The organism is Planococcus donghaensis MPA1U2 (assembly GCF_000189395.1).
GTDB lineage: Bacteria > Bacillota > Bacilli > Bacillales_A > Planococcaceae > Planococcus > Planococcus donghaensis_B.
In genome coordinates this window covers 41,062-64,779 of record NZ_AEPB01000039.1, presented here as the reverse complement: position 1 = coordinate 64,779, position 23,718 = coordinate 41,062, and the positions used below count along the sequence as shown (strand labels likewise).

The window sequence follows — 23,718 nt, the reverse complement described above, 5'->3', positions numbered from 1 at the left end:
GATGAAAAGTGCCCCGAAAATGAAAAACACGAACCGCAGTGTCTTGCTAGGCGCTGCTTTCCTAATGGCTACGTCAGCGATTGGGCCCGGTTTTTTAACACAAACAACCGTTTTCACAGAGACCTTACTCGCCTCTTTTGGATTTGTTATTTTAATTTCGATTATTATTGATATCGGTGCACAAACAAACATTTGGCGCATCATTGCAGTATCTGGGAAACGAGCTCAAGACATCGCCAATGACGTTTTACCTGGTCTCGGTTATGTTCTTTCTTTACTCGTAGTGATGGGCGGTCTCGCCTTTAATATCGGGAATATCGGCGGTGCTGGACTCGGTACGAACGTCTTGTTTGGAATCGATCCAAAAACTGGTGCTCTTTTAAGTGGGCTGCTGGCGATTGGCATCTTTGTTGTTAAAGAAGCAGGACGCGCAATGGACCGTTTTGCACAAATCCTCGGCTTTGTGATGATCGGCTTAACCGTTTACGTCATGATTACCGCTCAACCACCTGTAGGTGAAGCCATTGCCAAAACATTTATACCCGATAACATAGACATCTTTGCCATTGTCACGTTAGTCGGTGGTACTGTTGGGGGTTACATTACTTTTGCGGGTGGTCACCGATTGATTGACGCAGGACTAACCGGCAAAGCCGCATTACCAGAAGTCACAAGAAGCTCAATTTATGCAATCGCGATTGCTTCACTGATGCGTATTATTTTATTTTTAGCTGTACTAGGAGTCGTGTCGCAAGGTCTTTCTCTAGACCCAGACAATCCACCAGCTTCGGTCTTTCAACTTGCCGCGGGTAACATCGGTTACAAAATGTTCGGAATTGTTATGTGGGCTGCAGCTGTCACTTCTGTTGTCGGTGCTGCGTACACATCTGTATCGTTTATCCGTTCATTTAGCCCGTCACTTGAAAAATACCATCGTTTGCTGACCATCAGCTTTATCGTTATCTCGACAGCCGTTTTCGTCATTATCGGCAAACCGGTATTGATTTTAGTGCTTGTTGGATCGGTTAACGGTTTGATTTTACCGATTGCACTTGGCGTTATGTTGATCGCTGCTCATAAAGTGAAAATTGTTGGCGACTACAAACATCCGTTGTGGATGACGATTTTCGGTATTGTCATTGTCATTTCCATGGCATGGATGGGCATTTACACATTGATGAATGGGATACCGGCATTGTTTAAATAAGATAAAGTTGCTCGAAACAATAAAACCAGGAAAGCCCAATCGAGGCGTTCCTGGTTTTTTCGTCGTGCTTATTCAGTTGAAGAATTTCCTGACTCTACAAGTTCTGCTTTATCCGCTTCTTTAGCTACGCGTGAATCTTGTAACCAACATGCTACAGAATGCCCTGTTTCCGTCACTGTATCGCGTGGAGTGTACGTGTGGCATACCGTCATCGTATGCGGACACCTCGCAGCAAATGCACAACCTTCTCCAAGTGTTGCTAAATTTGGTGGCGAACCCGCAATCGGCATTAACGGCTGGCCACGGTCTTCATTTAGTTTTGGCATGGAACGTAAAAGTCCCAATGTATACGGGTGCTGCGGGTTATAGAAAATCTCATCTAGCGTTCCTTGCTCGACAATTTTGCCGCCGTACATTACAGCCACACGATCTGCCATATTCGCCACTACGCCCAAGTCATGGGTAATTAAAATAATGGCCGTTTCGGTTTTCTTTTGTAAGTCTTTCATCAACTCAAGAATTTGCGCTTGAATCGTTACATCCAAAGCGGTCGTCGGTTCATCTGCAATCAATACCTTCGGGTTACAAGCAAGCGCCAACGCGATTACCACACGCTGCCTCATCCCTCCAGAGAACTGGTGCGGATAATTATCAAGCCGGCTTTCTGCTTGCGGAATCCCTACTAACTTCAGCATATCTAGTGCACGTTCACGCGCCTGCGCTTTTGTTAAGTTTTCATGACGCTGAACGCCTTCCATAATTTGTTTGCCGACTTTCATCGTCGGATTTAATGAAGTCATTGGATCTTGAAACACCATTGAAATTTCCGAGCCGCGTAAATCGGTAATTTGGTTTTTCGACATCTTCAGTAAACTTTCACCGTTGTAATGAATATCGCCTTTTGTCACTTCGGTTGTCGCTTTCGGGAGTAGCTGCATAATGGATTTCGCAGTTACAGATTTCCCCGAACCCGATTCCCCAACAATTGCGAGTGTTTCTCCTTTTTTCAACTCAAAGTTCACGCCCCGTACCGCTGTCAGTTTACCGTGTTGAGTTTTAAACGCTACATGCAAATCTTCGACTGTCAAAATGGTATTGGTCATGGTCGGAACTCCTTTATTTTCTCATTTTCGGATCGAGTGCATCACGCAGTCCATCGCCAAGTAGATTGAAAGAAATCATGATGATGCTGATCACCAAAGCCGGGAAAATTAATTTATATGGGAAATAACGCATCGATTTGTAGCCGTCTTCAATGAGTACGCCTAGAGAAGCCAGTGGTGCTTGTAGCCCCAGTCCGATAAAACTTAAAAAGGCTTCAAAGAAAATCGCCGTTGGAATCGTGAACATCACTGTGACAATAATCGGTCCCATGACATTTGGCAAAAGGTGCTTAGAAATGAGTCTTGGATTTGAAGCTCCTAGTGTCCGTGAAGCCAACACAAACTCTTGGCCTTTCAACTGCAGCACTTGGCCACGCACAACACGCGCCATTCCAACCCACCCTGTTATGACCATCGCTAAAATAATGGATGTAATCCCAGGCTCTAATACCAATATAAACAAAATAATTACGATCAAGTTCGGAATCCCCATTAGAATTTCAATGATTCGCTGCATAACATTATCGATACGTCCTCCATAAAAAGAAGAGATACCACCGTAAATTACGCCAATTACCAAATCGAGTGCAGCTGCCACTAAAGCGATAAACAACGAAATTTGAGTACCTCTCCACACGCGTGTCCAAAGATCGCGCCCAAATTCGTCGGTTCCAAACCAGTAATTGATCTGAACATCGCGCTCTGCATACTGATCGACACCTTGTGAGTTCGCGCCATTAAAGCCCATCCACTCTAGACCTTCAATTTTGGGGGGCAAATTAGAATGTGCTAAGTTTTGTTCGCGATAAGAAAATTCGTTCATTCCGGGTCCAATTAACGCTAAAACAATTAAGAAAACCAGCAAGATTAATGAAATCATCGCTCCCTTGTTTTTAATGAGACGTTGAAACGCTTCTTTCCAAAAAGAAACAGCAGGCGTTCCAATTTCTTCACTTTTTCGTTGGTCAAGCGGTGCTTTCACAAATAAGTCTGATGGAATTTCATCATATGCATATTGGTTTTGTACTTGCAAATCTTGGTGCGGAGGAAGGTTTGGTGTATTTTTGGTCATGCCGCTCCCCCCTTATAGTTAATGCGTGGATCTAATAAGCTGTAAATGATATCTACAACAAAGACCACAAAAATAAACAACGCACTATAAAAGATGGTGATTCCCATAATTACGCTGTAGTCGAGCACAAGAATTGATAACGTGAATTGTTCACCTAGTCCTGGTACCGCGAATATCTTTTCAATCACTAACGTACCTGTCATGATTGAAACCGCCAATGGCCCTAACATCGTCACAACCGGAATTAGCGCATTGCGGATTACGTGTTTGACCATTACTTGGTTTTCTTTTAATCCTTTTGCTCTCGCTGTGATGATATAATCTTGTCCGATTACTTCAAGCATCTCACTGCGGATAAACCTGGCAACAGTCGCTGTGACCGTCACAGACAAAGCAATGGATGGTAACAGCGTACTGGAGTAACCTTCCCATAAAGCAACAGGCAGCCAACCCAATTTAACGCCAACGTAATATTGCAATAACGCCGCAAAGACGAATGACGGAATCGACATTCCCAATACAGCCAATGTCACGGAACCATAATCCAAAATCGAGTTATGTTTTAAAGCTGAAACAATTCCGAGCAACAATCCAACAACAGCACCAAACACTAAAGCTTGGAGGCCGATAAATGCAGAAGGTCCAATCCGGTCGCTAATCATACTTGTAACCGTCCGTCCTTCATGTTGGAACGAATACCCCAAATCCCCTTGAAGCAAGTTCCCAATGTACTGTATGTATTGCATAGCAACAGGTTGGTCCAGGCCATATTTAGCATTTAAAATTGCTAATTGGCTATCCGTTAATTTTTCTGGATTAGTAAACGGTGTTCCTGGTAAGAGCTGCATTAAGAAAAACGTCGCTGTGACAATAATGAAAAGCGTAATAAGCATAAAGCCAATTCGCTGCAGTAAATAACGTGTCATATGAACACCTCAGTTCTATAGGGTGAAATGAAAAGCGCAAGCACCCATGTAGCTCTGACGGGCATAAGGCAGACCAGCAGAGTGGCGTTCTTTGCCACGCCGCTGGGTTGACTTATGACCCTAAGAGCTGGGTGCTGGAGCTAGACAAGAAAAGCGCAAGCTGCCGTTTAGATTCGACGGGCATAAGACGCATTGGCGAAGCGACATGGTTTCAGTCGCACAGCCGAGGTGGCTTATGACCCCGAGAATCTGGCAGCTGTAGCTAGAAAAACAAGATGCAAAAAATGATATATAAGAAAACTCAAGTAACAAGCTACCTGTTATACATCGCTTTGGGCATGGCTCCCGCTACGAGCCGAGAAAACCACTCGTCTCATAGCTTCGCCTAGCCCGTGGACGCGCCGTCGCTAATTTAGTTTACTGGAAGTACCAATTGTAGAACCTCACTTTGTTCATTTTCTAAATAAAAGCTAACAAATTTAGTTTCTCTTAAACCATCAAAAATACGAGGGTGCCCGGGAAACCGGCTACACCCTCGTATCTATAAGCTGCAAACCTGTTTTATTCTTCGATCGTCACCCATTTGTAAGAGAATGAAGCGCCTGTTGGGTGTACTAATAGATTTTTAATTTTGCTTCTCATCAATACAGCTGTTCCACCTTGGTAAAGAGGTGCGATTGCTGCATCTTCTTCTAACAAGACTTTTTCAATGTCCAACAACATTTGGTAGCGTTTCTCAGCATCCGTTTCCGTTCTTGCTGACGCAACCAATTCCTGAATTTTTTCATTTGAATAATCCATACGGTTAGCAGATCCGCCTTCTAACCACATATCCAAGTAAGTCATTGGATCGCTATAATCTGGTCCCCATGAAGAAAGCGACAAATCGTATTCAATTGCTTTTTCGATTTCTAGACGTTGAGCGAATGGAACGGCTTTAATATCTAATTTAAATCCTGGAAGGTTGTCTTCTAGTTGCGCTTGAATATACTCAGCTACTTTTTTGTGGTCTTCTGAGTCTGCAATGTTGATCGAAACCGCTACATCTGTTGCGCCAGTTTCTTCCAGTCCTTGCTCCCACAATTTTTGTGCTTCTTCGATTGTGCCTGTATTAAAATCTCCGTTTAAGTCGCGGAAATCTTCGCCTGCTGGAGATTGGAAGAATCCTTTTGGAACGACACCGTTTAATGCAGTAGAGCCGTCTTTCAAAATAACTTCTGTTAAACTTTCTTTGTCGATTGCCATGTTAACGGCTTTACGAATGTTTTCATTCCCTAATACTGGGTGGTTATGGTTAAAGCGAAGGAAAAAGATCTCCGGCTCTAAAATTGTTTCAAAGTTTTCGTCGCCTTTGTTTTGGTCAACCGCTTCTGAACTTAATACGACGCGGTCAATTTTGTTCGTTTCGTACAAGTTGATACCCGCTGCTGGGTCTTTTACAACGTATGCATTGATTGCGTCTAACTTAACTGCATCTGCATCCCAGTAGTCTTCGTTCTTTTCGTATTTCCAACCTTGTTCGTGCGTCCAGTCCACTAATGTGAATGGTCCGTTGAATAGGATGTTTTCTGCTTCTAATGCATATTGATCGCCTTGCTCTTCAACAAATTTCTGGTTTTGAGGTAAGAATGTTGGGAACGTCATCAATGATTGGAACAATGGGTTAGCTGCTTCTAATGTAACTTCCAATGTCTTCTCGTCAATTGCTTTAACGCCCAATTCTTCTGCATCCATTTCTTCGTTCATGATCGCTTCAGCATTTTTAATACCTGCTGTAACGAACATAAAACTATATGGACTTGCATCTTTCATTACGCGTTTCCAAGCGAATTCGAAATCTTGTGCAGTAACGGGCTCTCCGTTACTCCAGTTTGAATCGCGCAATGTAAACGTATGGACAGTTTGGTCCTCGTTTTCTGTATGGTCTGTTACTAAAGCTTCAATTGGTTCATGGTTTTCGTCTTGACGGTAAAGGCCTTCGTTGACGTTATTCAAAACCGTAAAGGCAATGCCGTCATGTGCTTTTGTAGAATCTAACGTAGGGATGTCTGCTGCAGTTGAGATGTTTAGTACTTGTCCAGCTTCCCCTTCTGAGCCGCCACTTTCTTCATTTGAACTGTCTGAAGAATTAAAGTTACAGCCTGCTAAGAATAAAACAAATGCAATCATCACCATGAAAATTTGCGTTTTTCTATCTCTCCACATATTCCTACCCCCAATTAGTTTGATAATTCTTTTTAATCATAATTGTTATTTTATAATTAGGCAACAAGATGTTTAAATTTTCAAATATATATAATGCATGGTAATCTTTAATTGAGTACAGAAAGGAATACATAACATGAATTTTAAGCTTATTTTATTTCTTATTTCGCTGAGCATTTCGCTCGTTTTATCTTTCCTTCTATATAAGCAGTGGACTCTTGCAGCTTGGTTTGACGCTTTATTTCTCATCGGACTTTTACTAATCATGATTTATTCAGTGATGATATTGATCGAAGGTCAGTTTTTTACAGCGTTCTTAAAAAGCACTCGAAACTTTTTTGCAAAAACAAATAAAAAAGATCAGCTTATCCGTGAAAGCGAAAAACGTTCGTTGGAATCCGTAAGTTTTCGCAGAGAATTTCCTCACCGCACATCTTTTCTACAAATTGGCTTGTTCTTTTGCATCGGTAGCTTACTGATTTCTTCTGCTATGTATTTTTTGAGTTAATTGGCTAGATAAAAGGGCATAACCTATTAAGAGGTTATGCCCTAAGACTGTAGATGAAGTCTGCTTGTATAATGTGAGATAGTAAAACCGCGCTGGTCGCTTTGGGGATGACTCCCGCAAAAAGCCAGGAAAACCGCCTGTCTTTTTGCTCCGTCTACCCCATGGGCGCGCCATCGCTAGAGCCAATATAGGTAGGCGTATTTCAGGAAATGAAAGTGGTGAATCAAATTCGTCTCAATACCCCCTTTCTATAAGTGGGTACAACCTATCAAGAGGTTTATTCGTCAAGACCTTTGGATTAATACTAGCTCGATTTGCTCAATAATAATCTGCCAGTAAAGACTGCTATGGGGCACCAAATCCGTTAAGCCAATCTCTTTCCTAAAATACTGTCTATCTTCGAGCGTCGACAAAAATCCTTCCACTTCTATTTTTGTTTTCCCACCTGAAACTAACGCAGCTAATTCTCTAAAATCAACTTTTGCTATACCCGAAACTTCTTCTTTTTGTAACTCGAACGTTTCGTCATAGTTGTCTTTTTTGCGATATAAAAAGCAATGACAGTGCTCATTGTCGTTGAAATTACCGATGAGGAGTTGATCTTTAACGGTGCCAAGAGGGATGAGTTCGTTAAACTCCACTCTGAGTCCAAGTTCTTCACGCACTTCTCGAACCCCGTCTTGAACGGTTTCATCTGCTAACAAATGTCTCGCGGCTAACTACCCAACAATGAAAAGTTTCATGCCAGTAACCTTGTTCATGAACCGTCTGTCGACTCGCTACGCCTTGTGCTACTCGGTGTTCATCGTAAACACGTAACTGTTCTGTTTCCATTTTTATTGCCTCATTTTCCATAATATTAAGTATATTGATTAAAAAGAGTACCATCAGGTGCAACATGTTTAATAAACAACAAATCTTCTTCCGTTACATCCGGAACAAAAAATTCAGTTCCCCAATGCTCTGAAGAAAAAACATGTTGTTCTCCATTACTTAAAAACACGGAAAACCACGGTAGTCTTTTTCCTGCATTCACTGGTCGCGTGATCAAAAATTCAGCGATTTCTACGGTTAGTAAACCTGTAAAAATTGTCATGCCATTTTTTTCTGTAAGTTCGAACAATCCCGGCACATTTGACGTAAACTCTTCAATGGCGACCACTTCGTCATTCCAACAATGAATTTCAAAACTATCGGATTTGGCTAAAAAATACTCCATTAATAAGAGCCAATAATCATAATTGCCACGAGCCGGTATTCGTTCTTCTCCTCGATTGTCTGCAAACTCTGTCAGTTCAAACTGCAATTGTGTTTTAAGTTCCATACATATGTCACCTGCCCTTTTTTATTGCAGCTTATCGATACTATTATTCATTTTTTTAAATCTTTATAGTAACTTAAAGCTTCTAGTAAAAATTCTTTTTCATACTGTGTTTTTTCATGAATTCTTGCTACCCAATCTTGTAAGGTTTCAACATTTGAATCCCGATACAGCCCTGTTTTCGTACTCCAAAAGCTATGCCAATTATCAAATTCCCAGTGGACGGTTTCATCTTTAACCTGTAACCGAACTTCCACCAGCGGCTCCGGACGGATATGGTGTTGAGAATATTCGGCTGCTTCCCAAAAGTATTCACGTTCAATAGGTTCTGTCATATAAACTTGACTGGACTTTTTGCCATTCGGTCGAAAATACACAATCTCAAACCCTTTTTCAACCGGCCGTACTTGCACTTCCGCTCCCGGGAAAAAACCCGTCTGTTTATTGCTATCAAACGCTGTACTCGTAAAGTCGATTAAAATCGGTTGAATCCACTGGTCCCCCAAATCACATAAAAATCTCCGACCAGACTGATCTTCAGCTAGTATGGCTGCATGAGCTTGTTCTGTTTTCAAGTGGCTGCCTATTGGATACGCTTTGATCCCTGCCTCATCAAAAGCTGACAGCAACCAAATCGCCAAATCAAAACAATTTCCTGTGATCTTGTACTGATGGTAATGTGCCTGCATTTGTTCCACGCTACGTTGCTTATTTTTGCCTGAGCGCTGGTAGTACCAAGTCTTGGTCAACGTCTCCATTGGAAAGCCATCAAACTGGTGCCATACCGTAAGAATTGCTGCTGGTGCTTCTATCATATCCACCTTCTTCTTCTTATTCGCTTGGCTATTACTTCTATTTTTTCTTTAGAAATTCCTTCTCGCAAGTAAAACCACTTTCTATCTAATTTTACGAAACAAAAAAGAACAGGCACATGGCCTGCTCTTTTTTGAGGGGGTGAAGTTAATCCTCCAATAAACTTTTGCGCTGACGAATTTGATAGTAGTTTAGTTGCTTGAATAATTCCGAAGATGCTCCTTGGCTTACAGAAAATTCTACTCCGCATTCCACTACATCTACTCCTGTTGCTTTTCGCACAATAGCTCCTTCAAGTAAAAAGTCTTTCTCTAATAATTCAAAGCTACAAGACACGCTTTCTCCTATTGGGAGATTGAGGGGGGAAGAAAATACTAGGCCCCCTGCACTTACATCATAAATTTGAATCGGTAAAAAACTGCCTCCATACACTGAAACTTTTCCACTCAAAGCTTGATTGAAACTAACTCGAAAAAATTCACGACGATTTTCTGACATTTCGCCCTCTCCATCCTTACTCACATGTATAAGTTAATGAGCAACCCTTTGATTTCACCAACTAGATCTAAAGTACTGATACCTTCTTTTTCATTATCCAATATTTGGTCTTGAATTTCAATTAGTTTTTTATCGATAATTTTCACAATTTGTTGCGGCTTTATACTACCGTCTGAAGTAAAACTTTGTTCATCTGATAGATGCAGGCCATATTGAACCGATTCACTAACAAATTTCTTTACCGCTTGTTTGTAACTAACCAAATTTTCAAAGGTCCGCTGATTTGCTAGCTTTTGTCCTTGTTTGTCTACATGTTCCATTAACCGATTTAATGAGTCGTGATGTAATTTTGATTGAGACTTGTTCATAGCTGAGGCAAAAGGGGTGTTCGTTTTGCTATTGGTTAATTGTTTAGATACCCTGTCATTCTGAATAGTCGTTTGGCTATCAATGCGCAATTACAACACCCCGTTCCCTTTGGAGTTGCTTCGCTTCATGCTATTCATATGAACAATAAGATCTACTTTGCCATAATCGATTTGTAGCACCTTAGCAATTTGCTTAGGAGAAAATCCTTGTTTGGAAAGTTGCATAATTTTCTCTATTTCTATAGAAGTTTCATAAGGCATGGCTTTTTCAAGAAATGTTGATACTTCTCTTTTTTCCAATTGCTTGATCCGTTCTGATAGTTGCATTTCACTATTTTTTATATAGGTGGTTAATTTATCGTAAAGTTCATTGTTTTCTTCTTCGAGTTGCGTTACAAAATTGGCCATGCTTTCATAGACTCCATCTGAGCCCTCATCATTTCTCTTACTTTTGACTGTCAGCATCAACAAGAGATTTAGCAACAACAGAAAAATACTCGCAGCAATTAATAAATATTCCATTGTCATCACTTTGGCCTCCAATCTGTTTTTTTACTTTTAGTAATTGTCATGTACAGATAAAATTGAAGCGTGTAATCGAAGCATTGCTTTTGAGTGAAGCTGAGACACTCTAGAGACGCTAACATTTAGAATTTCAGCGATTTCAGTTAACTTCATTTCTTCAAAATAACACAAGGACACTGTAATTTTTTCTTTTTCAGGAAGTCGTTCAATCGCACGTACCAACGACTCTTTTCTCATTTGTTCTGATAAGTGTCGCTCTGGTGAATCTACATGGTAATTTACAAGCTTTCCTTGTTCTTCGAAATTGTCATCGTCCATTGATATCATTGTTGATAAAGCCGCTTCAGAAACGGTTTTATTGAGCTCTGCTTTCGTAATTCCTAAATAAGAACTCACTTCTTCATCCGAAACCGAGACGCCACTTTGCTGCTCTAATAACAGAAAGGCTTTTTCAATTTTTTTCACTTTGTCTCTAACAGACCTCGGGAGCCAATCACTTTGGCGGAGTCCATCAATGATGGCCCCTTTAATCCGCCAAGAAGCATAAGTTTCAAATTTCAAGTCTCTCTCAATATTGAATTTGCTGAGAGCATCAAGCAATCCCTCATAAGCATAACTGCGAACGTCATCTTTTTCGACAGTCTTGGGCAAACTGATCATGAATCGTTGAATCACGTAATCGACCAAAGGAAGATACTGTTCCACTAGGTATTCACCAGCATCTGGGTCACGGTGTTGTTGCCAGTCACTCCAACAAACGAGCTCTTCTTTTGATAATTTATGATTCAGCATGATTTTCACCACCATTTCCAAGCGGGAAGCCGCTATTATTTAAATAACATTTTCATGATAAATCCTTTAAGACCTAATTTATAAGGCATCCGGAGTTGTAGAAATTCCCCGGTCATTTGGCGAATGGCTATGGCCGATTCACTAGATGGATAGGCCAACATGAGCGGCTGCTGCTTTTTCACTGCTTCTGGAATGTGGGAATCGTTAGGAATAGATCCTAAGGTTCCAATTTCTTTTCCTAAAAACTGCTCAGCTGCTTGCTTGAAGTTGGCAGCTGTTCGCTGTCCTTCTTTCAAACTAACGCATTGATTTACCACTAACTTCATGTGAACATTGGGATCTTTTCCATGGACCATTTTTACAATCGAATAAGCGTCTGTAATCGAGGTTGGCTCAGGAGTTGTTACCAAAATCACATCATCCGCAGCCAAAATATATCGAAGGTTCTCATAAGACAACCCTGCACCTGTATCCAATATGATGTAATCAACTTGACCTTGAAGCGTCCCTAATTCTTGGAAAAACTTTTTAAGTTTCAAGTCGTCCATTCGAAACAACTCATTAAAGCCGTTGCCGCCGGAAATAAACAGCAAGCCATTCGGTCCTTCTTCAATGATGTCGTAAACCGTTAAATCTTTTTCAATCATGGTAGCAATGGTTTCCCGTGGCATTTGCCCGAGCAACACATCAATATTGGCAAAGCCAAGATCCACATCAAAAATCAATACTTTTTTATTTTGTTCTACGAGACTTAAACCAAAGTTTAGCGCGAAATTGGTTTTCCCCACTCCGCCTTTGCCACTCGTAACCGCTAATACTCTTGTTTTCTTTATGGGTTTTAAATCAAGGACTCCAGACTTCTTCTTCAGCATTTTTTCTCTTAACTGGCTCACTTGGTCAAGCATGATTTTCTTCCCCCATGACAAAATCCGCTACCAATTCAGGAGTGAGTGCCAATAAATCATCTGGCACATTTTGTCCATTCGCAATATAACGGATTGGAATATCGTAATGACAAATCAAGTTCAATATGGCTCCCGAAGAGCCTGTTTCGTCTTTTTTTGTTAGTAGCAACTCATTCGTTGAAATCGATTGGAAGTTGTCTATAATTCTTTTCATGTCTTCATATTTAGCGGTAAGGCTGAGCACTAAATGCACTTGCACATTGCTGTCAGCCGGCAATAAATTCTTTAACTCTTCGACATATTCCGTTTGTTGATAATTGCGTCCTGCAGTATCAATTAAAATAATGTCACAATCCTCGAAATCCTCAATTGCTTTTGTTAAATCCGCTGATGACTCAATCACCTGGACTGGGATATTCAAAATGCCACCGTAAGTTTTCAATTGCTCAACAGCCGCGATACGATACGTATCCGCTGTTATCAATCCTACTTTTTTATCGCTATTTAATGTGTGACTCGCTGCAATTTTAGCAATTGTTGTCGTTTTTCCGACACCGGTTGGCCCAATAAAGCACGTAATTCTTGGATTTTCAGCGGTAGAATGTGTTTGGTTTTCCACGATCATGCTGATTAGCTTTTCGCGAGCTACTTGCCACGTATTCTCTGTAGCAGGCGCTGTCTCCGACTCGTCTCTCGTCATTAACTTTTCAATTAATTTTTCTTGAACATCAGCTGAAACTTCTTGTTGCGTCAATCGCTCTTTCACTACTTGCAACTCTTTTGGAAGGCTTTCTTGTTTGATTTGGTGCACCATAAACTGCTTAATGTTCTTTAATTCGTTGATCAAGTCAGCCGAGGTATCTTGTTGCACGTCTAAATCTGTAGGGGGTTCTGCTTCTACTTCTTCAATCTGTTTGCGTTTTTTTGCTGCTCCTGGATCGATAGCAGCCGTAACTTCTAGCTTGTTTTTTTTGAAAAGCCCTAAAAATCCACCCGTCTTGATCTTTTTTGTATTTAGTATTAACGCGTCCTCACCCAAATCCCGTTTGATCATCGGAATTGCTTCAGCCATTGTGCTGACGATATATGTTTTTAATCTCATGAGATGTTCACCACTCCAACACTTTGAATTTCGATTTCCGGTTCTAATTCATTATAGGACAAGATGGGCAGGTCCGGTGCAAAACGCTCAACAAATTGCCTCATGTAAATGCGAATTGCAGGAGAGGTCAGTAAAATTGGCTGAACGCCACTTTGCTGAAGCTGTGCTGCTTGTTCTGTGATCCTCTGAAAAATCGTTTGGGAAGATTCTGGATCAATAGACAAGAAATTACCTTGTTCTGTTCGATGCACCGAATCAGCAAATTTCTTTTCTAAGCTTGCTCCTGCTGTGATGACTTGCAGCGGTTCTTTCGGTGTTGCGTACTGCAAAGTAATTTGGCGGGATAAGGCTTGGCGAACATACTCGGTCAACAAATCGGGATCTTTTGTCTGCGAGGAATAGTCAGCTAGTGTTTCCAAAATCGCTAGTAAATTGCGAATCGATACTTTTTCTTTTAATAACTTCATGAGTACTTTTTGCACTTCGCCAATAGTCATTAAGTTTGGCACCAATTCTTCGACTACCGCTGGTGCGGTTTCGCGCATATTTTCAATGAGTGATTTCACTTCTTGTCTGCCGATTAATTCATGAGCATGACGTTTGATCACTTCAGTTAAATGAGTGGACACAACAGATGGTGGATCGACAATGGCGTAACCTGCCATTTCTGCTTCTTCTTTCATATCTTCATCCACCCATAACGCTGGCATACCAAAGGCCGGTTCAATCGTTTCAATGCCTTCTACTGATTCGTCGTCAACACCCGGGCTCATAGCTAAATAATGATCCAGCATAATTTCACCTGATGCCACCCGGTTGCCTTTGATCTTAATAACGTATTCATTTGGTTGCAATTGGATATTGTCACGAATTCGGATGACTGGGACAACTATGCCTAACTCCATCGCACATTGACGACGAATCATAATGACACGATCGAGCAAATCGCCCCCTTGGTTTTTATCCGCAATCGGGATAAGACCGTAACCAAATTCAAATTCAATGGCATCTACGTGCAACAAGTCGATGACGCTTTCAGGACTTTTCATGCCTTCTATTTCTTTATCGTCTTTGCCTATTTCAACTTCTTGTTTTTCTTCAGACTTTAATGTTCGTTGCATTTGGAATGCGCCATAAGCGATAACGGCCGCAATCGGACCTACTAACATCGGGCTAATTGGCGTAAAGACTGCAAACATCACTAACGTTCCGGCAACAATGTACAACATCTTTGGATATGCAAAAAGTTGCTTTGTAATATCTGAACCTAAATTACCTTCGGATACGGCACGTGTCACAACAATACCCATCGCTGTTGAAATCAAGAGCGCAGGAATTTGTGAAACTAACCCATCTCCAATAGATAACAATGCAAACAACTGAGCAGCTTCTGCAAACGGCAAACCATGGACCATGACACCAATTAATAGACCACCAATAATATTTATGATAGTAATAATGATACCGGCAATGGCATCTCCTTTAACAAATTTACTAGCACCGTCCATAGCCCCGTAGAAATCTGCTTCTGAGCCGACTTTTTCACGGCGATTTTTGGCTTCTTGGTCCGAAATCATACCCGCACCAAGGTCAGCATCAATACTCATTTGTTTACCGGGCATCGAGTCAAGCGTAAAACGTGCAGCAACTTCGGCTACTCGCTCAGACCCTTTTGTGATAACAAGAAACTGGATAATCACTAAGATCAGGAAGACCAAAATACCAATAATGGCGCTTCCCCCGACCACAAACGAACCAAATGTCTCAATCACTTGCCCACCTGTTTGATTGGTTAAAATCGAACGAGTCGTTGAAACGTTTAATCCTAATCGGAATAATGTTGTTAACAATAGTAACGTAGGGAAAATAGAAAATTGCAGCGGTTCTTTTGTATTCATTGCCACCAATAGAATGGTTAAGGCAAGACTGATATTGATCATAATTAATACATCTAACAAGAGCGGCGGAAGAGGGATGACCATCATCACCACAATCATGATAACGGCTACCATGATGGCATAATCTCTTAATTTCACGCGGGTCCCCTCCTCTATCCTTTATTATCGAACTTTTCCTTTTAACCGGTAAATATATGCTAAAACCTCAGCCACGGCCAAAAATAATTCTTCTGGCACCACGTCCCCAACTTCAACTTGGGCATAGAGCGCTCGTGCAAGAGGTTTGTTTTCCATCGTCACAATGCCAAATTCTTTTGCTTTTTCTTTAATCTTTAACGCTAAGTAATCTTTCCCCATCGCAATGATGACCGGAGCCTCCATCGTTTCAGCATCGTACTTAATCGCTATTGCGTAATGCGTAGGGTTAGTGATTAATACATCTGCACTTGGCAAATCTTGAATCATACGGTTCATACTCATTTGGCGTTGCTTGTCTTTTATTTTGGATTTGATCAGCGGATCGCCTTCCGCTTTTTTGTATTCATCTTTAATGTCTTGTTTTGACATTTTAATGCCTTTTTCAAATTCGTATTTTTGATAAATATAATCCAGGACGGATAAACTCAACAAGATTAGCCCTGCAATCAAGCCCATTTGAAAAACCAGTGAGCCAATAAATGAAAATGAATAACCAATGCTTTTCTGCGATAAGGTGAACAATTCATCTTTGCCAACCCAGAGTACGCCGAATGCAGCACCTCCGATGATGGCAATTTTCAAAAGCGATTTCCCCAGCTCGACTAAAGCGCGAAGGGCGAAAATCCGCTTAGCTCCTTTTATCGGATCTAGCCGTTCAAACTTTGCCATGATGGGGTCTGCCGTGAAAATCGCACCTACTTGGATAAAGTTTCCTAGAAAACCAAAAATCATCCCAACTAGCATGATGGGCAACATCAACAAAAATGCATTCATTGCCATTTGCTCAAACAAAGTTCGAATCGTGGCAGGTGTTATTTCCCAGGAAATATATTGCGTAAAATGGATGCGGTAAATAGCTAAAATCCGGTCCATCATCCAGCCACCCATTGAATTCAGCAATACGATTCCACCAATAATAATCATAGCAGCGGCGACTTCCGGACTTTTCGCTACTTGGCCCTTCCGCTTAGATTCCTGACGTTTTTGCGGCGTCGCTTTTTCAGTTTTCTCACCAGCAAAAAATTGCAGATCTAAGGGATATCGTTTTACCACTTACGTTCCTCCTAATAAACTGATCAGTTGAGCCATGCTCACCAAGAGTTTCTCAAAGAGAATCTGCAAGATATAGAAAAACACAGGCATGGTTAGAAAAAGCATGATAAAGCCCACAAAAATTTTCAACGGCAACCCAACAGCAAAAATATTCAACTGAGGCACGGTTTTCGCTAAAATACCAAGCGCAATATCTACTAAAAATAACGCGCCTACAATTGGCAACGCAATTTGTAGTGCAATCATGAACATTTCTACAAATAAGCTTGTCATAAACTGTGCAATATCCCCAGCTTCCACCGAAATGGCTAACCGTTCTACTGGAAATACGCGCAAGCTCTGCATAACGCCATCAAGCATCAAATGATGACCGTTTACAGTTAATAAGAACAATAGCGCCATCATGTACTTGAAATGACCGATAATCGGTACTTGCGCACCTGTCTGTGGGTCTAGTACGTTTGCCATTGAGAATCCCATTTGAAAATCGATAAACGCTCCTGCAATTTGAACCGTATACAACACAAGTGCTGCGGTAAAGCCAAGTGCCAAACCGGTTGCTAACTCTTTAATAATTAATAATATATAAGATGAGTCCAGTAAAATTGTTTCTCCGATTGGCAAGGTCGAAACGGCAACAAATGCTAAAAAAGCAGCGATTCCTACTTTAAATTGCGTCGGTACACCTCGCATAGAAAAAACGGGAGCTAGTAAGAAAAAGCTTGTCAACCGAACAAGCATGAGTAAAAAATAAGGCAGGATGTCAAAAACTTCATTCATACCCGGTTACCCGATAATTCTTGGCAGCTGCTCAAACAAATCTCGTGTGTAATCTAGCAGCAAGGTCAACATCCATGGCCCAAAGACCACCAGTGCGATGAAGACCGCCAATATTTTTGGAATAAACGCCAGTGTTTGTTCTTGAATTTGCGTCATGGCTTGGAAAACACTGACCAATAATCCGACCGCTAACGCAATTAATAGCATCGGAGCAGATATAAGAATAACAGTAAAAATCGATTGTTCGGCTAGTTTGATCACCATATCTGGAGTCATTATTTTCTTCCTTTCGTCAAAAGCTGACCAGCAGCGATTCGATTATTAAGTACCAGCCATCCACTAAGACGAACAATAGAATTTTAAATGGCAACGAAATCATAACTGGCGGCAACATCATCATCCCCATCGCCATGAGTGTACTCGCCACCACCATATCGATAATCAAAAAAGGAATAAAAATAACAAAGCCGATCTGGAAAGCGGTTTTCATCTCACTAATGGCAAATGCCGGAACTAAAGAAGTGAGTGGAATCTCTTCAATGCTATCCGGTTTTTCTAGCTCTGCGTATTTAAAAAACAGGGCTAAATCTTTTTCTCGAGTGTTTTTCGCCATAAATTCTTTTAACGGCACAACGGCTGTATCTAGTGCTTCCTGTTGTTCCATCTCTCCGTCCAAATAAGGCTGGAGTGCTGTATCGTTCATTTCCACAACTATAGGCGACATAATAAAAAATGTTAGAAAAAGTGCTAAGCCGACTAGTACTTGGTTCGGGGGCATCGACTGTGTCCCGAGTCCTGTTCGGACAAATGATAAGACGATAATAATGCGCGTAAAACTGGTCATCATGATGAGAATGCCTGGCGCTAGCGATAAGACTGTTAATAACGCCAGCAGTTGGAGCGTGGAGGAGACATCTTCAGGTGATTCTGCGCCAAAGTCAATCCCCGGAATATTGATAGAAGATAAAATTTCCGGAATCATAACCGACGTCCTTCCTGTTCATACAGTCCTTGCCCAAACTCTTTTTCTAATGACTGTTGTTTGGTCTTTTGTTTGTTTAAGCTTTGGCTAAACAATTGTTCTAAACCTTCTTGATGTGGTTCTTTTTGTTTCAAATTCTTTTTCTTTCTAAACTTTTTGGAAAACGACGACTGCTGTTCAAAATCTTGTTCGATGGTGGTAATTTCCGCTGCATCTGAAAACTCCTTGATCAACGTAACTTCATCACCAACACCGATCAAGTAGATTTGGCCACCTACTTTTATCAATTGCAATGACTTGTTGTTGCCAAGAGGCGTTCCGCCCATTAGCTTGACTGCTTGATTGGGTTGAAGATTTTTTTGACGTGCTGCTAAAAACTTAATGAGTCCATAAATCAACACTACGATCAATAATGTATAAAGTGCTAACTGACCGATAATGCCTGCTAGACTGTTTTCTTTTACAGTTGTTTCCTCTACAGACTCCGCTGGCACTTCTTCTGTCGGTGTTTCGTTGTTTAGCCATTCCACCACATTGGGGCTGGCTTGAGCAGATAACGGTACCGACAATACACTAAAAAGTAGAACTGCCATGAGTAGCGACATGTAGACATAAAATAATTTGTTCACTCTTAGTAAACCCCTTTTATCAGTCATTACCGCAGTTTTGAAATTCGTTCAGCTGTGCTCAGTACATCTGTTACACGCACACCGAAATTCTCATCGATGACAACGACTTCTCCGACCGCAATTAGCTTGTTATTGATCAAAATATCAACGGGTTCTCCCGCTAATTTATCTAGTTCTATGATAGACCCTTGTGAAATTTCCAGTATGTCTTTAACCATGCGTTTCGTACGTCCCAATTCCACTGTAACTTGAAGTGGAATATCCAGTAACAAGTTTAGGTTGTTCGTTTCCGAAGACGCGACATCTGTATTGTCAAAGCTTGAAAATTGAACATTTTGTACCGTTGGTGCTTCTGGACTTTGTTCTTCTGATTGGAAGCCTGACGCTGACTGTTTTGGCATTTCACCTGCCTCCTTCGTTCCTTGTTCTTCTTCATCAAACTGTTCATTTAACATAGACACTAAAACTTTAACAAATAGCACAGGCAGGTATAGATGCAAGCGAATGTTTTGCTTGCTGCTAACATTTATCTGAAATTCTGATTCCGTAAACCATTGCTCTTTTGTGAAATTATCTACAGAAAAATCTTCGACTTGGTTAACGATGTCTACGCCCGTTAAAGAATGAGCTATTTCTTTTTCCATTAATGTGGACATCGATTGCGATACTGCAACAAACATTTGTTCAATTAGTTCTTGAACAGCTTTAAATTTAGTTTCTTCTTCTGTAAGGTCTTGCCCCGTTGCCAATGCTACATCGAGCTCTCTTTTTGAAACAGCTAAAATTTGCATTCCAGTAGCAGCACCCGTGTATTCTCCAAGTGCTACGTAAAACGGTGCAGTAGCAGAAGCGAAAATTTCGTCTTTTTCCTTGACCTTCAACGTTGGTGAAGTCACAAAAACCTGTTCGGAAAGTAGTGAAGACAACACAGCAGCAGACCCGCCTAGTGAAGTATTCAACAGCTCAGTGACTGCTTCTTTTTCGGTTTTCGTCAATGAACTTTCTGACATGGTCGTCACCCCCGTCTCTTTTTGATTCAGTAAGCTCGCGATTTCTTCTAAGGAATTTTGGCTATTCGTCATTGAAGAAAATTCCTTGCGCGGATACTTCTGTTACTTGTATAGCCATTCGCCCTTTTGAAACACCGGGCTGTGCATAAAATTTCAACTTATTATCTACCTGTAGCGTTACAGGAGAATCATACGATTCGTCCAAACGAATCACATCCCCTTTTTTCAAATTCAAAAAATCACCAAACTCAATCATGGATTGACCCAATACGGCTTTAATTTCCATTTTGGTGCCGTGAAGCTTTTCTTCTAAAGCAACCACTTCATGCGCTTCAATCGCTTTTTTCTGATTTGCTAACCAATGTTTTGCTGATAACTTCGGCAAAATTTGTTCTAGCACAACGTGGGGCAAGCAAATATTAATAACGCCTTCTACATTTCCTATTTTTGTTTGCAACTTAACCAGAATGACCGTTTCGTTAGGTGGCGAGGTAGTCAAAAACTGTGAGTTGACCTCAATCTCTTTAAGCTCTGGCGACAGTTTCACTACCGATAACCAAGCTTCTTGAAAACAATCAAGTGCTTTAGCAAAAACACGTTCAATAACGCTAATTTCGATTTCCGTTAATTCGCTGTCTTTTTCCAAAACATGTCCTTGTCCACCTAAAAGCCGATCGAACATCACATGGACCACATTCGGAGAGAATTCCATTACCATACTGCCTTGTAGCGGTGCGGCTTCGAAAACTCCTAACATTGATTTTTTTTGGACATTTTCAACAAACTCCTCATAAGAAATCTCCGCTACAACTTCCACTCCAACTTGGACATACGTGCGAAGTTGTGCTGAAAAATAAGAGGACAATAAACGAGAAAAGTTCTCGTGAATACGAGACAAAGTCCGAATTTGATCTTGTGAGAAACGTAAAGCTTTTTTGAAATCGTATGCTTGTACATTTCTTTTCTTTTCGATCCTTTTTGGACTTTTTTCCCCTAAGGTTGAAAGAATGGCTTCCATATTTTTGTCTGATAAAACATCTGTCAACTTGCTCGCCCCCTCATTCGTCCAAGTTCGGCTCATGCAAACGAGGTAAAATGTTCAGTTTCCGGTAATAAACGGTTACTTTATCCATAACTTCCTCTACTGTTTCCAATACATGGAGTTTCTTTCCTGTTGTTAACGTCACCAATGTATCGGGTGTCGATTCTATTCGTTCAATATAAATTGCGTTTAAAACGATAGCAGATCGGTTTAACCTAGTTAATTGAATCATATCGATTTGCTAAGCCTCCTCTATTAACGTTTCAAGTTCATAACTTCCTGTAAAATCTCATCAGAAGTAGTTATTGTTCGTGAATTTGCCTGGAAGCCACGCTGTGCAATGATCATTTCTGTGAATTCTTCTGTTAAGTCAACGTTCGACATTTCCAGCATACCCGAGCCAATTTCTGTATTCGCTAGTGCAGCTGTTTGTGTTGGTGTATTTGGTGGCACTTCGTACATAGAACCTCCGACTTTTTTCAAACCTTCAGGATTTTCAGGGTTGGATATCCCAACAAATGCAATTGTCGTTTCTGTACCGTCTGCTTGTCTTCCCACTACTTCACCCGAACGATTGATGCTGAACGAATCATAGCCCGCTACGTTGATTGGTGCTCCTGCGCTATTTAACACGTTGTACCCTTGAGCTGAAACTAAATTCCCAGCTGTTGTGACACTAAAACTGCCTGAACGAGTCAGAAACTGACCATCTGCACCAGGTGCTTCTGGATCTTGTACTACAAAAAATCCATTCCCCATAATAGCTAAATCTGTTTCAATGCCTGTAGACATAACTGAACCTGGGTTATGATTTACGTTGATGGCAGAAGTAGTTGTTCCAAGTCCAACTTGCATCGGGTTTGTGCCGCTATTCGACATGTTTTGGCTGAGTAAATCTTGAAAGTTGATTGTGCTTTTTTTATAACCAATAGTATTGACGTTGGCGATATTGTTACCGATAACATCTAATTTTGTTTGGAAATTTTTCATACCTGACACACCTGAGTACATTGAACGTAACATTTAATTTTCCCCTTTCAAGAACTAGGTTTATCACCTGGTTTCTTGTTCATTTACTTATCCTTCGTTTTTTTCAATGTGAATGATGGAAGCGATTGGTACTTTTGTATCCGATCCTTCAAGTTCAGCTAACAATTCCCCGTTCTTGCTAGACAAGGCCTTGACCATTCCTTCGCCTGATCCGGTTTCTGACTCCCATTTAACGGATGTTCCGATTAAATGCGCGTAATCTGCTAATGAAGAACTTCCTTGATTGCTAACAAATTGCGTCATCGTCTTATTTAAGTTAGTCAATTGCTCTAAGCTTGTAAACTGTGCCATTTGACCAATAAATTCTGTGTCTTTCAAAGGCTCCATTGGATCTTGGTGTTTCATTTGAGTTACTAAAATTTTCAAAAAAGCATCTTGTCCAAGTGCATTTGTCGGTTCTTCTTTAGTAGCCGAAGCTGACGCAGTAGCTATTCCACTTGTTGCTGTCGAAATGTTCATCTAAACACCCTTTCTTCTATACGGTGTAATCCACTTTCATCAAGCCTTCAGATAATGGTTTTCTCGCTTCTCTAACCAGGTCATCTTCAGATTGAAAATAGCTATTGTTGGTGCGCGTAGTTTTGCCATGCTGTTGTTGTGTGAATTGTTGTTGTTCACGAGGTTGTTGCTGACTAAAAGCTTGCTGTGAACTTTGCTCTAACACTTCAATTTTCTCTACTTCTACACCTTGTTGAACAAGCGAAACTCGAAGCTGATTTAACTGGAGTTCAAGCGCTTCTTTTGCCATTGGCGTGCTTGCCATAATTTGAGCGGCCAACTTGCCATTTGTGGATGTCAATAAAATTTCTAGGTGACCCAAATGTTCCGGGAAAATATTGACTCGCATTTTGGTGCCTTCTTGGCTTTCTACCATTCGCATTGAGTTTTTCAGCATCCCACTCAAATCTTCTAAAAGATTCGGTAATCGCACAACTGGTACAGGTTGTGTAGTAGCTTCCGCTTTACTAAGAGTTGCTCCAGATTTACCGGCATCTGCTGCCATAGACAAAGGCTGAGAAGGAGGTTCTTGAGCCACCTTTATTTCGGGTGCTTCACTTTCTTTTAGAACTTCTTTGTTTTCAACAGCTAATTTGGGAATGTCTTTTACCGGTTCTAGCAGCTCACTTACCAGCTTAGGAATTTCTTTTACTAAACGGTTTTCTTCACTTCTTGAAAAAACCGGCATTTCTTGTTCCATTGTTTTTAGCAATGAGGCTGCTTTTATTGCAGCCTGTGGTTTTTCAAGCATCCCGATTAATTCGTCTAGTTGTTTCGTGATACGTGCTAAGTCGCTAACTCCTAGAGGTTTATCGGTTTCCACCGTTGATTTACCGACTAAAGTTTGTAGTGTCTCTTGAATTTTCTCGAGCAGCTTAACTACTTCACTAGAATCGCCAGATGCTTTCACATCCGCCTGACTAATTCCTATTACTCCAGTTTGTTTGTTTTCCGCTTGAAACTCTTGCAGCTGAAAAATCGCGTACTGAATTTCCTGCTGTTCAGCTGATTCCTCTTCGACTGGTACTTCTTCTAAAGATGTTAAAAGGGATTCTAAGCTTGCGATCAATTCTTCTATCGATGCTTTTTCTGTGCTAGCATTAGGCATTGTTGGCTCCATACTTAATGAATCGAGTAAAGAAGCAAACATTGCTTTAGGTGCAACTGATCCAGCAGGCGTTTTTGCGGACAGGCTAATGGTTTGTTGAGAAACAGGCTTTAGCGCTTCCATGT

At 41.0% G+C, this 23,718-nt stretch carries 28 protein-coding genes; 2 read left to right on the top strand and 26 right to left on the bottom strand.

All coding sequences use genetic code 11. The features are described 5' to 3' along the window. Position 1 precedes the first annotated feature (1 nt). On the top strand, positions 2-1,207 hold the full coding sequence (locus tag GPDM_RS12240; RefSeq protein ID WP_008431793.1) for an NRAMP family divalent metal transporter: 1,206 nt from the start codon (positions 2-4) through the stop codon (positions 1,205-1,207). A gap of 68 nt (positions 1,208-1,275) precedes the next feature. On the opposite strand, the gene GPDM_RS12235 is transcribed toward GPDM_RS12240, so the two are convergent. The 4 genes from GPDM_RS12235 to GPDM_RS12220 form a co-directional block, all read right to left on the bottom strand. Beyond that, positions 1,276-2,310, bottom strand: coding sequence for an ABC transporter ATP-binding protein (locus GPDM_RS12235; RefSeq protein WP_008431792.1), 1,035 nt, complete (start codon positions 2,308-2,310; stop codon positions 1,276-1,278). A gap of 13 nt (positions 2,311-2,323) precedes the next feature. Continuing rightward, entirely contained in the window at positions 2,324-3,382 is a 1,059-nt protein-coding gene (gene opp3C / locus GPDM_RS12230) for an oligopeptide ABC transporter permease (RefSeq protein ID WP_008431791.1), read from the bottom strand. Further along, positions 3,379-4,308 carry an ABC transporter permease gene (locus tag GPDM_RS12225; protein ID WP_008431790.1) on the bottom strand — a complete coding sequence of 310 codons (930 nt, stop codon included), beginning with the start codon at positions 4,306-4,308 and terminating at the stop codon, positions 3,379-3,381. Before GPDM_RS12225 ends, opp3C begins: the two co-directional genes overlap by 4 nt. A gap of 561 nt (positions 4,309-4,869) precedes the next feature. Beyond that, positions 4,870-6,513: a peptide ABC transporter substrate-binding protein gene (locus tag GPDM_RS12220; protein ID WP_008431789.1), complete on the bottom strand. Its 1,644-nt coding sequence runs from the start codon at positions 6,511-6,513 to the stop codon at positions 4,870-4,872. A 136-nt stretch (positions 6,514-6,649) separates the two neighbouring features. Between GPDM_RS12220 and GPDM_RS12215 the strand changes: the two genes are divergently transcribed. Beyond that, the gene (locus tag GPDM_RS12215) at positions 6,650-7,021 is read left to right on the top strand and encodes a DUF3899 domain-containing protein (RefSeq protein ID WP_008431788.1); all 372 of its coding nucleotides are present in this window, start codon (positions 6,650-6,652) and stop codon (positions 7,019-7,021) included. A gap of 284 nt (positions 7,022-7,305) precedes the next feature. Here the strand turns inward: GPDM_RS12215 and GPDM_RS12210 are convergent, their stop codons facing one another. From GPDM_RS12210 to GPDM_RS12110, 22 genes are all read right to left on the bottom strand, one after another. Further along, a complete protein-coding gene (locus tag GPDM_RS12210) occupies positions 7,306-7,725 on the bottom strand; it encodes an NUDIX hydrolase (RefSeq protein WP_050789214.1) in 420 nt (139 codons plus the stop codon). Next, on the bottom strand, positions 7,712-7,855 hold the full coding sequence (locus GPDM_RS16640) for an NUDIX hydrolase (RefSeq protein WP_158004629.1): 144 nt from the start codon (positions 7,853-7,855) through the stop codon (positions 7,712-7,714). The genes GPDM_RS12210 and GPDM_RS16640 overlap by 14 nt, the downstream gene beginning before the upstream one ends. Positions 7,856-7,880: 25 nt before the next feature. Beyond that, on the bottom strand, positions 7,881-8,345 hold the full coding sequence (locus GPDM_RS12205; protein ID WP_008431787.1) for a hypothetical protein: 465 nt from the start codon (positions 8,343-8,345) through the stop codon (positions 7,881-7,883). A 47-nt stretch (positions 8,346-8,392) separates the two neighbouring features. Then, positions 8,393-9,157, bottom strand: a complete 765-nt coding sequence (locus GPDM_RS12200; protein WP_008431786.1) for a hypothetical protein — start codon at positions 9,155-9,157, stop codon at positions 8,393-8,395. A 145-nt stretch (positions 9,158-9,302) separates the two neighbouring features. After that, on the bottom strand, positions 9,303-9,653 hold the full coding sequence (locus GPDM_RS12195) for a PilZ domain-containing protein (protein WP_008431785.1): 351 nt from the start codon (positions 9,651-9,653) through the stop codon (positions 9,303-9,305). A 20-nt stretch (positions 9,654-9,673) separates the two neighbouring features. Beyond that, positions 9,674-10,111, bottom strand: coding sequence for a YaaR family protein (locus GPDM_RS12190; RefSeq protein ID WP_008431784.1), 438 nt, complete (start codon positions 10,109-10,111; stop codon positions 9,674-9,676). Further along, positions 10,112-10,549, bottom strand: a complete 438-nt coding sequence (locus GPDM_RS12185; protein WP_008431783.1) for a DUF6115 domain-containing protein — start codon at positions 10,547-10,549, stop codon at positions 10,112-10,114. Between the two features lie 30 nt (positions 10,550-10,579). After that, positions 10,580-11,338, bottom strand: a complete 759-nt coding sequence (locus tag GPDM_RS12180) for a FliA/WhiG family RNA polymerase sigma factor (protein ID WP_008431782.1) — start codon at positions 11,336-11,338, stop codon at positions 10,580-10,582. A 35-nt stretch (positions 11,339-11,373) separates the two neighbouring features. Further along, positions 11,374-12,243: a MinD/ParA family protein gene (locus tag GPDM_RS12175; protein ID WP_008431780.1), complete on the bottom strand. Its 870-nt coding sequence runs from the start codon at positions 12,241-12,243 to the stop codon at positions 11,374-11,376. After that, a complete protein-coding gene (gene flhF / locus GPDM_RS12170) occupies positions 12,236-13,345 on the bottom strand; it encodes a flagellar biosynthesis GTPase FlhF (RefSeq protein ID WP_008431778.1) in 1,110 nt (369 codons plus the stop codon). The genes GPDM_RS12175 and flhF overlap by 8 nt, the downstream gene beginning before the upstream one ends. After that, positions 13,342-15,381 carry a flagellar biosynthesis protein FlhA gene (gene flhA, locus GPDM_RS12165; protein ID WP_008431777.1) on the bottom strand — a complete coding sequence of 680 codons (2,040 nt, stop codon included), beginning with the start codon at positions 15,379-15,381 and terminating at the stop codon, positions 13,342-13,344. Before flhA ends, flhF begins: the two co-directional genes overlap by 4 nt. 24 nt (positions 15,382-15,405) lie before the next feature. Continuing rightward, positions 15,406-16,494, bottom strand: a complete 1,089-nt coding sequence (flhB, locus tag GPDM_RS12160; protein ID WP_008431775.1) for a flagellar biosynthesis protein FlhB — start codon at positions 16,492-16,494, stop codon at positions 15,406-15,408. After that, positions 16,495-17,274: a flagellar biosynthetic protein FliR gene (fliR, locus tag GPDM_RS12155; protein ID WP_008431774.1), complete on the bottom strand. Its 780-nt coding sequence runs from the start codon at positions 17,272-17,274 to the stop codon at positions 16,495-16,497. 6 nt (positions 17,275-17,280) lie between these two features. Beyond that, positions 17,281-17,550: a flagellar biosynthesis protein FliQ gene (gene fliQ, locus GPDM_RS12150; protein ID WP_008431772.1), complete on the bottom strand. Its 270-nt coding sequence runs from the start codon at positions 17,548-17,550 to the stop codon at positions 17,281-17,283. 16 nt (positions 17,551-17,566) lie between these two features. Next, positions 17,567-18,256 (bottom strand): flagellar type III secretion system pore protein FliP, encoded by a 690-nt coding sequence (fliP, locus tag GPDM_RS12145; protein ID WP_008431770.1) that lies wholly within the window; start codon positions 18,254-18,256, stop codon positions 17,567-17,569. After that, positions 18,253-18,885, bottom strand: a complete 633-nt coding sequence (locus GPDM_RS12140) for a flagellar biosynthetic protein FliO (protein ID WP_008431767.1) — start codon at positions 18,883-18,885, stop codon at positions 18,253-18,255. Before GPDM_RS12140 ends, fliP begins: the two co-directional genes overlap by 4 nt. 26 nt (positions 18,886-18,911) lie before the next feature. Continuing rightward, a complete protein-coding gene (fliY, locus tag GPDM_RS12135) occupies positions 18,912-19,967 on the bottom strand; it encodes a flagellar motor switch phosphatase FliY (RefSeq protein WP_008431765.1) in 1,056 nt (351 codons plus the stop codon). After that, a complete protein-coding gene (gene fliM, locus GPDM_RS12130) occupies positions 19,957-20,940 on the bottom strand; it encodes a flagellar motor switch protein FliM (RefSeq protein ID WP_008431763.1) in 984 nt (327 codons plus the stop codon). The genes fliY and fliM overlap by 11 nt, the downstream gene beginning before the upstream one ends. A 13-nt stretch (positions 20,941-20,953) precedes the next feature. Further along, the gene (locus GPDM_RS12125; protein WP_008431761.1) at positions 20,954-21,169 is read right to left on the bottom strand and encodes a flagellar FlbD family protein; all 216 of its coding nucleotides are present in this window, start codon (positions 21,167-21,169) and stop codon (positions 20,954-20,956) included. A 23-nt stretch (positions 21,170-21,192) separates the two neighbouring features. Further along, positions 21,193-21,960, bottom strand: coding sequence for a flagellar basal-body rod protein FlgF (gene flgF / locus GPDM_RS12120; RefSeq protein ID WP_008431759.1), 768 nt, complete (start codon positions 21,958-21,960; stop codon positions 21,193-21,195). A gap of 54 nt (positions 21,961-22,014) precedes the next feature. Then, positions 22,015-22,446, bottom strand: coding sequence for a flagellar hook assembly protein FlgD (flgD, locus tag GPDM_RS12115; RefSeq protein ID WP_008431756.1), 432 nt, complete (start codon positions 22,444-22,446; stop codon positions 22,015-22,017). Between the two features lie 16 nt (positions 22,447-22,462). Further along, positions 22,463-23,716 carry a flagellar hook-length control protein FliK gene (locus tag GPDM_RS12110; protein WP_008431755.1) on the bottom strand — a complete coding sequence of 418 codons (1,254 nt, stop codon included), beginning with the start codon at positions 23,714-23,716 and terminating at the stop codon, positions 22,463-22,465. Positions 23,717-23,718 lie beyond the last annotated feature (2 nt).

Coding starts and splice junctions, on each gene's coding strand:
- fliR (WP_008431774.1), bottom strand. CDS start 17,274: ATGAATGAAGTTTTTGACATCCTGCCTTATTTTTTACTCATGCTTGTT.
- GPDM_RS16640 (WP_158004629.1), bottom strand. CDS start 7,855: ATGGAAACAGAACAGTTACGTGTTTACGATGAACACCGAGTAGCACAA.
- GPDM_RS12185 (WP_008431783.1), bottom strand. CDS start 10,549: ATGACAATGGAATATTTATTAATTGCTGCGAGTATTTTTCTGTTGTTG.
- GPDM_RS12215 (WP_008431788.1), top strand. CDS start 6,650: ATGAATTTTAAGCTTATTTTATTTCTTATTTCGCTGAGCATTTCGCTC.
- GPDM_RS12205 (WP_008431787.1), bottom strand. CDS start 8,345: ATGGAACTTAAAACACAATTGCAGTTTGAACTGACAGAGTTTGCAGAC.
- GPDM_RS12225 (WP_008431790.1), bottom strand. CDS start 4,308: ATGACACGTTATTTACTGCAGCGAATTGGCTTTATGCTTATTACGCTT.
- flhF (WP_008431778.1), bottom strand. CDS start 13,345: ATGAGATTAAAAACATATATCGTCAGCACAATGGCTGAAGCAATTCCG.
- flgD (WP_008431756.1), bottom strand. CDS start 22,446: ATGAACATTTCGACAGCAACAAGTGGAATAGCTACTGCGTCAGCTTCG.
- fliP (WP_008431770.1), bottom strand. CDS start 18,256: ATGATTCCGGAAATTTTATCTTCTATCAATATTCCGGGGATTGACTTT.
- GPDM_RS12110 (WP_008431755.1), bottom strand. CDS start 23,716: ATGGAAGCGCTAAAGCCTGTTTCTCAACAAACCATTAGCCTGTCCGCA.
- GPDM_RS12175 (WP_008431780.1), bottom strand. CDS start 12,243: ATGCTTGACCAAGTGAGCCAGTTAAGAGAAAAAATGCTGAAGAAGAAG.
- GPDM_RS12235 (WP_008431792.1), bottom strand. CDS start 2,310: ATGACCAATACCATTTTGACAGTCGAAGATTTGCATGTAGCGTTTAAA.
- GPDM_RS12195 (WP_008431785.1), bottom strand. CDS start 9,653: ATGTCAGAAAATCGTCGTGAATTTTTTCGAGTTAGTTTCAATCAAGCT.
- GPDM_RS12125 (WP_008431761.1), bottom strand. CDS start 21,169: ATGATTCAATTAACTAGGTTAAACCGATCTGCTATCGTTTTAAACGCA.
- flgF (WP_008431759.1), bottom strand. CDS start 21,960: ATGTTACGTTCAATGTACTCAGGTGTGTCAGGTATGAAAAATTTCCAA.
- GPDM_RS12220 (WP_008431789.1), bottom strand. CDS start 6,513: ATGTGGAGAGATAGAAAAACGCAAATTTTCATGGTGATGATTGCATTT.
- GPDM_RS12180 (WP_008431782.1), bottom strand. CDS start 11,338: ATGCTGAATCATAAATTATCAAAAGAAGAGCTCGTTTGTTGGAGTGAC.
- GPDM_RS12240 (WP_008431793.1), top strand. CDS start 2: ATGAAAAGTGCCCCGAAAATGAAAAACACGAACCGCAGTGTCTTGCTA.
- fliQ (WP_008431772.1), bottom strand. CDS start 17,550: ATGACTCCAGATATGGTGATCAAACTAGCCGAACAATCGATTTTTACT.
- opp3C (WP_008431791.1), bottom strand. CDS start 3,382: ATGACCAAAAATACACCAAACCTTCCTCCGCACCAAGATTTGCAAGTA.
- fliY (WP_008431765.1), bottom strand. CDS start 19,967: ATGACGAATAGCCAAAATTCCTTAGAAGAAATCGCGAGCTTACTGAAT.
- GPDM_RS12200 (WP_008431786.1), bottom strand. CDS start 9,157: ATGATAGAAGCACCAGCAGCAATTCTTACGGTATGGCACCAGTTTGAT.